9 protein-coding genes are annotated in these 12,351 nt (G+C 45.1%); 4 read left to right on the top strand and 5 right to left on the bottom strand.

What is annotated here, in order from left to right:
* Positions 1-47: 47 nt before the first annotated feature.
* From QUB10_RS14200 to QUB10_RS14180, 5 genes are all read right to left on the bottom strand, one after another.
* The gene (locus QUB10_RS14200) at positions 48-464 is read right to left on the bottom strand and encodes an aspartyl protease family protein (protein WP_333103388.1); all 417 of its coding nucleotides are present in this window, start codon (positions 462-464) and stop codon (positions 48-50) included.
* A gap of 152 nt (positions 465-616) precedes the next feature.
* On the bottom strand, positions 617-1,144 hold the full coding sequence (locus QUB10_RS14195) for a hypothetical protein (RefSeq protein WP_333203024.1): 528 nt from the start codon (positions 1,142-1,144) through the stop codon (positions 617-619).
* Positions 1,135-1,941, bottom strand: coding sequence for a hypothetical protein (locus QUB10_RS14190; protein ID WP_333203022.1), 807 nt, complete (start codon positions 1,939-1,941; stop codon positions 1,135-1,137). Before QUB10_RS14190 ends, QUB10_RS14195 begins: the two co-directional genes overlap by 10 nt.
* Before the next feature lie 199 nt (positions 1,942-2,140).
* Positions 2,141-2,575 (bottom strand): hypothetical protein, encoded by a 435-nt coding sequence (locus QUB10_RS14185; RefSeq protein ID WP_333203020.1) that lies wholly within the window; start codon positions 2,573-2,575, stop codon positions 2,141-2,143.
* Positions 2,576-3,009: 434 nt separating this feature from the next.
* A complete protein-coding gene (locus QUB10_RS14180) occupies positions 3,010-5,658 on the bottom strand; it encodes a tetratricopeptide repeat protein (RefSeq protein WP_333203018.1) in 2,649 nt (882 codons plus the stop codon).
* Positions 5,659-6,196: 538 nt separating this feature from the next.
* Here QUB10_RS14180 and QUB10_RS14175 point away from each other — a divergent pair.
* The 4 genes from QUB10_RS14175 to QUB10_RS14160 all read left to right on the top strand — a co-directional run bounded on the left by QUB10_RS14175 (position 6,197) and on the right by QUB10_RS14160 (position 12,181).
* Positions 6,197-7,390: a tail fiber domain-containing protein gene (locus tag QUB10_RS14175; protein WP_333203016.1), complete on the top strand. Its 1,194-nt coding sequence runs from the start codon at positions 6,197-6,199 to the stop codon at positions 7,388-7,390.
* Positions 7,391-7,550: 160 nt separating this feature from the next.
* Positions 7,551-7,778, top strand: a complete 228-nt coding sequence (locus QUB10_RS14170; protein ID WP_333203014.1) for a hypothetical protein — start codon at positions 7,551-7,553, stop codon at positions 7,776-7,778.
* A gap of 244 nt (positions 7,779-8,022) precedes the next feature.
* Entirely contained in the window at positions 8,023-8,697 is a 675-nt protein-coding gene (locus QUB10_RS14165; protein ID WP_333203012.1) for a hypothetical protein, read from the top strand.
* Positions 8,698-8,962: 265 nt separating this feature from the next.
* Entirely contained in the window at positions 8,963-12,181 is a 3,219-nt protein-coding gene (locus QUB10_RS14160) for a DUF4347 domain-containing protein (protein ID WP_333203011.1), read from the top strand.
* The last annotated feature ends 170 nt before the right edge of the window (positions 12,182-12,351 follow it).

Below are 12,351 nucleotides of genomic sequence, written 5' to 3'. Positions count from 1 at the left end.
AACCAAGTCCGCCTGCGCGGACTAAAGAGATGGACATTATCTGGATTTTACACGCGAATATAGCTTTGCATCCCCTCTGCTGGCAAAACAATCAACCGCTGATTTTTCAAGTCTGGTTCTAAACCCAAATCTTCGAGGGGAATTAAGCCCAGTAAAGGTTCTTCTCCTGCGGGAATTTCTACACAATCATACCTGCCTTCTCGTCCAGCTACGGCAAGAGTGACATCTTTGAACAGACGAAATTTTCTGGTTCCTATTGCCGTATGTCCGTCGATTTCACCTAGCATTGGCAAACCCAACTGACTGATAATATCTGCTGGTAAGCAAAGTCGAGTTGCGCCTGTATCGACTAAGACGTTATCGATGGTGATAGAGCGTATTTGCTCTGCGGGGATGAACCCTCTTTCTCCCAGAATTTCATCTATGTGATTGGTGACGGTTATTGTTGCGGTGACTCGGCCCATTTTTTATCCTTTTGTTTTGCTATAGAATGTTTCCGTTGCTTTTTGACTAAATGATCTACAATCGAGGTTGCCTCTTTTACATTTTAACAATATTTGTCACTAAAAGCGCTGTTGTTCATTATTGTTTAAATTGGGTTGACAAATATGGCAACTTAATAGCAAAAATGCTCTCTAATTATTGATTGACGAAGATTCTGCCATTCTTGTTTAGAAACATCTGCACGAGTTTTGTCACCCGATGGATCGCGGATATCCCAAATTGTATCTGCAATCCGATCTAGCGATCGCCCATGAGAACGATAATCGAAGTCCCAGAAAGCATCACCGACGCAATCTCCTTGTGTAGTAATCATTTCTCGATCGACTGTATTACGAATAGCATTCCATTCGCGGATGTAGGCAGAAGAATCGTCAGAACGCAATTTGCGACCTCCTAATTGAGGATTCACTCTATAAAAAAACCAATCCGTAAACCTATCCACAGCTTGAGTGCGTGATTCATAATCGCGCGCTGTAGCACAGTCTAGATTGGCAACACCGAGTACAAGGGCTATAGCTAATGCACAGACCCCTAAGAACTTCGGTTTTAACTTAATTGAAAGTGATTTAATTAGCACGATAAAACCAATAAAAGTTGTCAATTTTTCCGATATAGCTGGTAATAAATCTTCTATTGCCATCCATTTTTAGAACAAGAAATTCCTCCTGTTTTAGGTGCGAGCGTAGATAAGCACCAATAATTATTTCCATCAAAAACAACGCCTTTTTTGATAGATTGTAACTCAGAGAGAGGTTGCCACGGTCGCTCGATATTAGACTCGTCATAATATCGATATTGTTTTCCCTTGACCTCTAAACCCTGATCCGTACCTCCCAACCAATAACGACCTTCTTCAATTATGTTTGATGACGATTTTTGTTGATTGCTATCTGTCTTTTTCTCAAGCCACCAATTCCTCACAAAACGTTTTGTATTTTCAGAACCTCTTGTCGTAGCGACTATAACTAGCAGTTCTCCTTGTTGATTGATAAACTCAAAACGACAAGGCCCCTCTCCTGTACCAGAACAATCCTTAATCTCTTTATATCCCAAATCAAATAGCTCTTTAACCGAACGATCTCTGAGGTTGGGTTGACCCTGTAAGCTTGGCTGCCACCGTTGTTGAATCAGGATTTGGCGCGCCTCTTTGTATGGCATACCTTGTTGAAGAGGTATTTTTTTAGGGGCGTTTACAGAATTTTCAAGGCTGACTTGAACTTTTTTATTTAAAGCCTCGATTGTTGAATTTTCTTCGGGATTATTCAGGTAATTTTTTTTACTTGTTGTATCGAGGTTTGCACTATTTATGCTGGAAATTTGTTGCTGTGAGGCAGCACGGGCAAAACTTGTAGATCCAAGGGCGATTAGTCCAAGCAAGGCTGCAATAATTCTGGTTGTAATAAGAGTGCGATCGCAGATCCAACTTTTCATACTCATCGGTTTAAAACCTTTCTTTTTACAGAGTTATGTAGAGATGACCTCTACTCTAGGAGTTATCTTCGATAAATGGTGCGCTGTAATACCAATTTACTATGAAGCTGCATTTAATATAACGCTAAGGATATAGTTCCAACAACAAAGACATCAGCCTCATTTAGTGTATCTTCATAGTGAATTGGTATAAGGCGATCGAGTCTCACAGTCCACAATTGGAAATATACATTTCGCGTCGAATTGCTGACCATTCACTAATGCCGATCCGATCGCTTTTGGGAATGGGCTGTCCGGTTCGTTGAGGATGGCGGCTATAAAAAATTGTATCTGCAAGTAAATCGTAGGTTTGCTCGTAGGTTTCGCCGTTAATTGTCGTGAATTCCCATCCTGTATCTCCTGGGGCGGGCCTAAAGCATACTTCTTGTACCGACTTGACTCGCGGATCGATCGCTTCGCGCAATCTCCGCCATTGATTGCTATATTCGCGATCGCCCGCTTGGAGTTTGCGATTGTTTAACTGAGGATTAACCCTGTAGAATAAGAAATCGGTCAATCGATCGACGGCTTGTTCTCGCGATTCGGCTTTGGCTAGATTGGGGCTGCTGAGGACAAGGGCGATCGTCAGAGCACCAACCATTGAAAATTTTGAGACAGACTTAATTGATAACGACTCGATCGGCATAGCGATTTGGCATTAATTCCTACTTCCATCTCCATCATCTTAACTAGCACTTACGAAAGAGTCCAGAAACCGGGTTTTTCTGAAAATAATTCGTTGCAGTGCGTAGATTCGGTAAAAACCCGGTTTCTTGGGTCGGAGTGCGTAAATCACGTTAACAAAGGCACAATCAAATAGATAATTAGGCGATTGAATACGCATCAACAAAGTAATTCTGTGATTGCTCCCTGTTTATTTTAATCCCCAACCCTTAGTTTATCAAAATTCAGGGGTTTAAAACCCTAGCTTTCAGGGCTAATTTTTTTTAGGTGGGGTATAAATCCCCATCCTAAAAACCTCGCTGTCAACTGTCAACTGTCAACTGTCAACTGTCAACTGTTTATCGCTATCTGTTAATTTTCTTGCAAATCTGCTTGAATTTTTTGGATCTCTGTCAGCAGCGGTAACTCTAGTTCTCTACAAATTTCCTCGGCTTGATTTAAGTAATATTGCATCATTGGCTGTATGCCAATTACGCATCTAAGCATAGTTTTTGCTAACTCTATGAGTACCTTTAAAGTGTCCGCACTCTCGCCCCCAGCATTATTATCAATATTGTTCAGCAGCATCTCGCTACTTTGAAGATTTTCAATTGCTTGCTCAAATCCTCTTAGTTTCTGGATTTGTTTGCCCAACTTATACACCCGATCTACCTTATGCCTGGAATATCCCTCACTTTCAAACTTCACACATTCACTCAAAATATCGAAAAATTTTTGATATTCTTCGAGTCCATTGTATGCTGTTACTAAACCTTCGATCTGATACATTCCCTCATATTTATCTGCCAAATTCATATGATTTTTTAAAGGGTATTGTACCCAACTTATTACCATTTTATATTGGTGGATATTTGCACAAAAATTACCAACCACGGTAAACAGATAAGTTGTACATTTTATTTGATCCTGTTTTTGAGAGACGATCGCTATATACCGGTTAAAATAATTAATAGCCAAATCGTACTTTTTTAATCCTATGTATGTATTAGCTAAATTGGCAAATGCGAGAGCTTTTCCTTCTGGAAAACTGTTTTGACCAGCAACTTTTAAGGCTTCGCTAAAATATACAAGCGCTAAATTATAGTACCCACTGTAATAGTTAATATATCCAAGAGCATTGGACACTTTATATTCAATTTCGTATTCATTAATTTTTATGGAAATTGCTAAAGAATCCTGCAAACATTTAATTGCGTCTTGATAATTTTCTAGAAATTCATGACCACTTGATAGGTAAAATAAAGTCATTGCCTCTGCTTTTTTGTTTCCATTTGTCCTGGCAATAGACAAACCTTGCTGTAGATATTCGCTGGCACTCTCAAATTGTTCCATCGACTGGTATACTAAACCAATATGACACAAAATCTCCACATGAGTTGCAGCCGAAGTTACTAATTGTCCTCCTGTTTTCCAATCTATTGGTAGCAGCTTGCTGTACAAATGTATCAGGAGTTTAAAATGACTCCAGTAGCGCATCGACTCGCAAGCATCGGAAAGTGCGATCGCAGCTTCATCCCAATCCTCTGCTTGACAAGCATGATAGTATGCTAACAGCAGCGGTTTAATATCATTAATACTTTTCCATTCAGTTTTAGGCTTCAGGGGAAGGTTCAGAAAGTAGCGGTATGCTTGCTGATTAGCGATGCGGAACTGTTCGGGATGTTGACACAGCAAGCGATAAGCTTTTTCTTGAATTAATGGATGCAATTGGTAAGATTCCCTTTGGCGATCGTAGTCAAGAAATTGTCGGCGTTTTAAAGCGAGGATGACGTTTTCTTTTAAGTCATATTCGCTCAACTCTGGCATCAGGGCTACAATTACTGCCAAACTTAGCGGATATTCTGATGTTTGACAGACAGAAATTCGCAGCAGACAAGTTTGTTCTGGTTCGCTCAAACGGGTTAACACTTCATCGATTAAATTTTCAATATCTCTAATTAACAGCCAGTTGCGATCGCGCAAAAACCTCTCTACTTTTCCTTCAAATTCACTGTCGTCCCGAATCAATGCCGCTATCATTTCCAAAGCTTTTGGATGTCCTTGATAAGCTTCAGCTAGTGCTGTTAATTCGGACTGAGTAGCTGATAACTCAAAACTTTGCAGGAGGGCAACAGCAGCATCGATATCCAATCCGCCCAGAGAGATAGTTTTAGTGGCGCGACAGGGCAATTCTGCTAAATTTTCCCTACAGGTAAATATGACTTTGCTTTGATGTTCTGTTTCTGCTAACTGTTTGAGGAGCCAAGCATATTCAGGGCAGGATGCAGCAAAATATCCCGCTCGATTTGCCTGTCCAGTTTGCAAGACTGTCTCGACATTATCCAGCACTATTAAACAAGGCTGTTTTTTGAGTAACTCGATCAGCCTGGCTGTTTTTTTCAGATAATCATCTTGAACGGTAGTGGCGGTCGAAATTGCGCCACCGGAGAGGGTAAACAACAGCGAGTCAACAATCCAATCAAAACCAGGGGCTATACCTGTAGCAGAACGCAAAGATTCCCATGCTACGGTGGCAAAGTGTGTTGTTTCTGACTGAAGTTGACGCACTAATTGAGAAGTGAGAGTAGTTTTGCCAATACCTGCTAAACCCACCACACAGACAGAGGTAATTGTAATTGCTTTAGTATCGGGGGCTAGCAGTTCATTTTTGATAGTTTCCAGCTCTTGAATTCGCCCTGCAAAATTTCTAACTGGGGGCAACTTTTCTGGCAGTGTAAAACTCAGAGGATTAGGGATCTGTACTCCCTCTTTTTTGTTACTGGGGAGACAGTTTTCTGGAGTGCGATCGACAACTTCTTCCCAATTTTCTATTCCTAACGTCCGACAGATTCTAATAAAAGTATCGTACTGAATCGGTTGCTTTGCCCAAAACCGTCTCAAAGTAGCTTTTGAGGTTAAAGCATCGCTGCACAGGACTTCTGCTCCTTTATCCCATCGTTTCTGCCGTCGAGCTCTTTCAAGAATTTGGAAGCCTTCAGCGGACAATTTCAGAGAAGCCATGCTCATCCTTAATTAACTTGCACTTTCACTTACATTATCGCTAGCTCCAGGGATTATGCGTAGTTTTTGTCAGATTTTGTTACACAGAGACTGTGAGTTTTTACTTAGAGAAGTGAGCAAAATGAGCAAAATGAGCAACGAGGTTGAGCAAAATGAGCCACGAGATTGAGCAGTTAGCGACATTTACGCAAGACATTCTGGATATATGGGAAACAAGAGTCCGATCGAATCCGACCGATCGCGCATTCGAGTAATGATACGAGCTCGGCTGCGTAATTACTCTACGGTTGCATCTATTAGCAGCAACGTTCGTAAAAATTAAAGATTGGAAAGCGCGATCGCAGCAACCAGTCGAACTTTGATAGCAGCAAACCAGCCTGCTTCTAATTACTGACAGGAACTGTAGTTACCTAAACAAACCAGGATATCCTGTCCCTCACATGAGTGAAACTCAAAAATGCGACTGGTCGATCGGGTACAGCATTGCTCAGAATGACTTCAAGAACAACACCTTTTCTGCAATACCAAAGAGGAAATTATGTCAGACCAAAATCTGCCGCATCAAAATAAGTCTAACCAAAACATGAATGCCCAGCCGGAAACCGCCTCCGACCAAATCGCGCCTAACGACACAATAATCAACGACAACCTTTTTGTAACTGGCTACGTTGCAGTGGGACCCTTTGCTGCAACAACAGGACAAGGAGGAATTGAAGTTACAGGGCCTGTAGCTGAATTTAGTTTTGTGAGACGTAACCTACCTTCTTGGCCAGCCCAACCAGCAGCAGGCAATCGTTTTGTTTGGTACAACCCAGACGGAACAGCCCGTCTTTTCACAGATTTGAATGGCGATCTGCTAACAGTTACAGCCACTGGCAACGTTGGCATCGGAACGACGAATCCAGAAGCTAAATTACACCTCTTTGATTCGTTCCGAGGAAACCTGAAATTGTTGCGAACCTCTGGAGTAGGAGATGATTTTAGTTATGACGGCGGAAATGACAGTTTCTTTGCGTTTACTCATTACGGACAAGACATCGGACAGACGAAATTTATCTGGAATGACGGCACTAGTAAAAGAGATTTACTGACAATTAAAAACAAAGGCAACGTTGGCATCGGGGCGAATAATCCACTATCGATGTTGCATATTGCCGACGGATTACCTACTCAGCCTACTGGTGGATACCGCCCTTGGATGGTAAGAGGAACGCTAGTTTCTGAGGATACCGATAATGTCTTTTTTGGCTTAAAGAATGAAGGTTCAGATCGCAAAGACGCTGTGATTGCATGGGGGGACAATACTGATGATGTCTTCAGATTCATTTTTACAGCAAATGGAGGCCCTGACAATGGACAAGAAATAATGAGGTTGCAAGCAAATGGCAATGTCGGCGATGTCAGAGTCACAGGCGATGTCTATGCCAGGGACCAGAGACTCACTTCTTCGAGGGAATTAAAGGAGAATATTGCCGAACTCTCTGGTTCAGAAGCCGTTGAGGCATTAAAAAACCTCAACCCCGTTAAGTTCAATTTCAAAGCAGATAGCGACAAAAATCGGCATATTGGATTTATCGCGGAAGATGTCCCAGAATTAGTGGCAACTTCTGACAGAAAAACGCTCAGCCCGATGGATATCGTTGCCGTGTTAACTCAAGCGCTGAAAGAGCAACAAAATACCATATCGGCATTAGCCGAAAAGGTAAAAATTTTGGAGGCTAAAACTGCATAAATGTCAACAATAACTATTGCGGAACGGCAATAATTTAACGCGCGATCGCTCCTCCAGCCCTTATGTATTTCCTTACATAACTTAATTGGGGAGCGATCGCACACAACAACCTTTTTTTGGACGAGTAATAGACAACAGAAAAACAGTAGTGAGGTGTTAAATGGCTACGCTCGAAATTGACGATCTCGATTGGTTTGACTCTGATTCGTGTTCTGAACTCACTGATGATGAAGCTCAAACCATCCAAGGTGGAAGGCTGCCAAACGATGGTGGTAAGGGCACTTGGAGACCACCACAACCACCTCCTTTCATTAGCCCTCTTCCTGCGCCCACTATACCTATTGGGCCTACTCTTGGGCTTCCGCCTCGTAAGCCAACTTTTCCTTAAGTATTAACAGTTCGATCGCTTACATCTGGCGCCTTTGTCAAAAAATCGGGTTGATGAACGAAAAATCAACGTTAAAACGTTCGATCGTTCGCAATAAACACGGAATGGCACTAAGTTAACTTGCGATCGCTCCTCCAGGCCTTATGTATTCCGTTACATAACTTAATTGGGGAGCGATATCGCATAAAACAGCCGTTTTTTACATGAGTAACAGACAACAGAAAAGAGGATATGAGGAGAAAACATGAAAAACATGACTGTAAAAATTGCCTCTCTTATGGCTCTATCGCTATCGGCGAATCCTGCATCTGCTGCTAATCTGATTTTAAATGGAGATTTTTCGGCCGAATTAAATGGATGGAAGAAGGTAGAGTTTACTTCGGGTGCAAAAATTTCTACGGTAACTGAAGGTGACAATACTTTCATCCAAATGCACCACGACAGGGGCGGAGGTGCTCCTGGGATACCTTTTGCAGGAGATTGGTCTGCTATCGGTCAAGAAATCAAGAGCAAACTAACTCCTAATACAACCTATTCATTTAGCTATAGGTATAAAACGGATGACGTAATTGAATGTTTAGTTGTCGGTTTTTCCGATCCGGATTTAATTTTTAAGACTGTAGCTTTGAATAAAGACTATGGTTGGTGTCATAAGCCAATTTCTAATAACCAGTGGATTACAGATAGCTTTCAATTCACTACCACTAATACCTTTCCGGACGCAAGTACACCGATGTTTTCGATTACATACAACTATTTGAGTGCTACTGGTGGCGATATCTACATAGATGATGTATCAATTACGCCTGCTGGAGCAGCTACACCAGTCCCCGAGCCAGTTACTTCATCTTTGGTGTCCGCTTTGGCTGGTTTTAGCGTGTTAATGCTACGAAAAAAACTGGGTAGAACGCGAACTTAACATAGTCGAGTTTTACAGCGCTTACTTATATCATGTCGGCTAGATCGGTCACAATAAGGTGTTCCCGATCGCGAGTAATTGACCGGACATGATATTACTTATCTATTGTTAACCTGTTTTGGAGTGCAGAGAACCAGTGGCTAATTCTACTTTGTTAAAAAAATTATCAAAAGATAAGACGAGGAAAAACTTATCAACTTCCAATCTTCAGGCCCTAGATAACAAGAATGGGGCGCCTCGCTTCAGCACCGCGCGATCGGCAATAATGTTCGTTGATCCCGCTGTTGCAGACTGGGAAAACCTGGTGAAGGGAGTCAAACCGGGAATTGAAGTGATAATTCTCGATCGGGCGTGGGACGGAGTAAAGCAAATTAGCGAGGTTTTGGACTCGCGCACCGGCATTACCAACATTCATATTGTTTCGCACGGCAGCCCTGGTAGCTTGCAACTGGGGAACGCGCAGCTAAGTTGGCATAATTTAGACAAATATGGCAGTTTGTTGCAGCAGTGGCGGCGCGCTTTCACTGATGGTGCGGATGTGCTGATTTACGGTTGCAATGTGGCATCTGATTTTACCCCAAACCAGCAGGAATGCGGGGAGAGAGAAGAGGTTCCGTTCATTCAACGCCTAGCTTTCTTGACGGGTGCAAATGTCGCCGCCTCCGCCAAGCTTATTGGCAATCGTGAACTCGGTGGGGACTGGGAATTGGAATGTGCGATCGGGCAAATTAAGACCCCGTTAGCCTTTGAACCGACAGTAATGGCGAACTACCAGGGCCTGTTTGCCACCCCCGTCATCCGCGTTTCCGTAGACTCCAATGGCAACCAGAGCGAGGGCGACCCAGGGGCTTTATCGGGCATATCTATCTCACGCGACGGGCGCTACGTAGTGTTTTCCTCTGTTGCCAGCAACCTCGTGAAGAACGACACGAACCAACAGCGCGATATCTTCCTGCGGGATACTGTCAACAGCACCACCACGCTGATTTCCGCTAACTCAAATGGTAACTCCTCCTATCCGTCTATCTCGGCCGACGGGCGCTATGTATCATTTGAGTCTACTGCTACCAACCTAGTAAGTGGGGACACTAACGCAGAGTATGACATCTTCCTGCGGGATACCATCAGCAACACCACCAGCCGCATCTCCGTTGACTCCAATGGCAACGAAGGAAATGGTGACTCCGGCGCTTCAGCCATCTCAGCCGACGGGCGCTATGTGGCGTTTGTATCTAAGGCCAGCAACCTAGCAAGCGGGGACACTAACGCAGAGTATGACATCTTCGTGCGGGATACCGTCAGCAGCACCACCAGCCGGATCTCCCTTGACTCCAATGGCAGTCAGGCGAATCTCAGCTCCTATAACCCATCCATTTCAGCCGACGGGCGCTATGTGGCGTTTCAGTCTAACGCCAGCAACCTGGTGAGTGGGGACACGAACAACTCTAATGACATCTTTTTGCGAGATACCGTTACTAAAACCACCACCCGCATCTCGGTAGACTCGAACGGCAAACAGGGGGAGCGGCGCTCTAGTAGGCCGTCGATCTCAGCCGACGGGCGCTATGTGGCGTTTGACTCTGAGAGTAATTTGGCGGGTAACAACACTAATGTATCCGGTAGGCAGATCTACGTGCGGGATACCCTCAGCAGTACCACCACTTTGATCTCATCATCATTAGGTCTAAATAACGTCTTGTTTTCGGACAACAACAACGGCCCATCGATCTCAGCAGACGGACGATATGTGGCGTTTGACTCTCTATATGCGATCCAAGGAACCAGCCCACAGTTTTCCAACGCATCGGACATTTTCGTGCGGGACACCCTCAACAGCACCACCACCTTGGTCTCTGTAGACCCTAACGGCAACGGAGGAAATAGCATATCCGAGCCGGCATCCATATCAGGGGACGGCCGCTATGTGGCCTTTAGGTCTATTGCCACCAACCTAGTGGCTGGGGACACTAACAATGCTATGGATACTTTCGTGCGGGATCTCCGCGTACCCACACCAGCGACAACTCCGACTCCGGCGACAACTCCGACTCCAGTAGCGACAACTCCGACGCCAGCAACTACTCCGACGCCAGCAACTACTCCGACGCCTGCGACAACTCCGACTCCAACAACTCCGACTCCAGCAGCGACAACTCCTACACCAGCGCCAACTCCGACTCCAGCGACAACTCCTGCACCAGCGCCAACTCCGACTCCAGCGACAACTCCGACGCCTGCGACAACTCCGACTCCAACAACTCCGACTCCAACACCAGCACCAACACCAGCACCAACTCCAGCACCGACTCCAGCACCGACTCCAGCACCAACTCCAGCACCAACTCCAGCACCAACTCCAGCACCAACTCCAGCACCAACTCCAGCACCAACTCCAGCCGCGACAACTCCGACTCCAGCAACAACTCCGACTCCAGCGACAACTCCGACGCCAGCGCCAGCGCCAACTCCAGCGCCAACTCCAACTCCTACACCAGCACCAACTCCAACTCCGACGCCTGCGACAACTCCGACGCCTGCGACAACTCCAGCGCCAGCGCCAGCGCCAGCGCCAGCGCCAGCGCCAACTCCAACTCCTACACCAGCACCAACTCCAACTCCGACGCCAACTCCAACTCCGACGCCCTGCATTTGCGATCGAATTGTGCTCCCAAATTTTGCTTCAGTTGCTTTCACGCTTGGCGGTAGCAATGGCGATGACACCCTGACTGGCACCAATTCCAACGACGCTATCAACGGCAATGCTGGCAACGATATCATCATTGGCAAACAAGAGAACGACACCATAATTGGCGGAATTTTCAGCAACATTCCTGTCGGCTCAATTCTCGATCGCGACTTACTGTTTGGTAACGAGGGCAATGACTGCCTCGACGGTAGTGCAGGCGACGATACTATATATGCGGGCAAGAACGATGACCTCGTTGTTGGCGGCGCAGACGACGACTTGGTGCGAGGCGATAAGGGCAGCGATACTGTCTCTGGGGGCGATGGCAGTGATACAGTACGCGGCGGCAAGGGTAGCGACACGGTTTTGGGTGACGCTGGGGACGATCAGGTATTTGGTGATAAGGGCGACGATTTGCTTTGCGGCGGTGATGGCAATGACACCCTGCTGGGAGAGACAGATCGCCTTGCGCTAACGGGTGATGCGGGTCTCAATGACTTGCTGTGCGGCGGTGAGGGCGATGACTGGCTGATTGGCGGTGAGGGCAGCGATACTTTGAGGGGCGATGGGGGGAGCGATCGATTTGTGCTGTCAGTTGGCGGCACTGATACTGTAATCGATTTTGAAGACAATCGAGACTTGCTGCTATTAAGCAACGGTCTGACTTTTGGGCAACTGGCAATTACTCAAAAAAATAATTCTGCCTTCATTGCGATCGCGAATACCGGCGAACTATTAGCCATTCTCGATCGAGTCTCTGCTGCCAACATCACTGTCGCCGATTTTACGCTAATCTAAACCTAACTAATACCAACTCTGCATAAAGTATGGGCCGGGGCGGGTTTATGAGATTGTCGAGTGTGGGCAATTATTGGCCGGTTTACCCGGCACTAAAAAATTTAACATCAGACTTGTCTGAATCAAACGGAAACGATATAACTTACACTCTCAATATATTAAAATTATTG

Origin of the sequence: Microcoleus sp. B5-D4, from assembly GCF_036705145.1 — a bacterium.
Classification (GTDB): domain Bacteria; phylum Cyanobacteriota; class Cyanobacteriia; order Cyanobacteriales; family Microcoleaceae; genus Microcoleus.
This window is presented reverse-complemented; position numbering and strand designations above follow the sequence as displayed.

Coding starts and splice junctions, on each gene's coding strand:
- QUB10_RS14165 (WP_333203012.1), top strand. CDS start 8,023: ATGAAAAACATGACTGTAAAAATTGCCTCTCTTATGGCTCTATCGCTA.
- QUB10_RS14200 (WP_333103388.1), bottom strand. CDS start 464: ATGGGCCGAGTCACCGCAACAATAACCGTCACCAATCACATAGATGAA.
- QUB10_RS14180 (WP_333203018.1), bottom strand. CDS start 5,658: ATGGCTTCTCTGAAATTGTCCGCTGAAGGCTTCCAAATTCTTGAAAGA.
- QUB10_RS14185 (WP_333203020.1), bottom strand. CDS start 2,575: ATGGTTGGTGCTCTGACGATCGCCCTTGTCCTCAGCAGCCCCAATCTA.
- QUB10_RS14160 (WP_333203011.1), top strand. CDS start 8,963: ATGTTCGTTGATCCCGCTGTTGCAGACTGGGAAAACCTGGTGAAGGGA.
- QUB10_RS14190 (WP_333203022.1), bottom strand. CDS start 1,941: ATGAGTATGAAAAGTTGGATCTGCGATCGCACTCTTATTACAACCAGA.
- QUB10_RS14175 (WP_333203016.1), top strand. CDS start 6,197: ATGTCAGACCAAAATCTGCCGCATCAAAATAAGTCTAACCAAAACATG.
- QUB10_RS14195 (WP_333203024.1), bottom strand. CDS start 1,144: ATGGCAATAGAAGATTTATTACCAGCTATATCGGAAAAATTGACAACT.
- QUB10_RS14170 (WP_333203014.1), top strand. CDS start 7,551: ATGGCTACGCTCGAAATTGACGATCTCGATTGGTTTGACTCTGATTCG.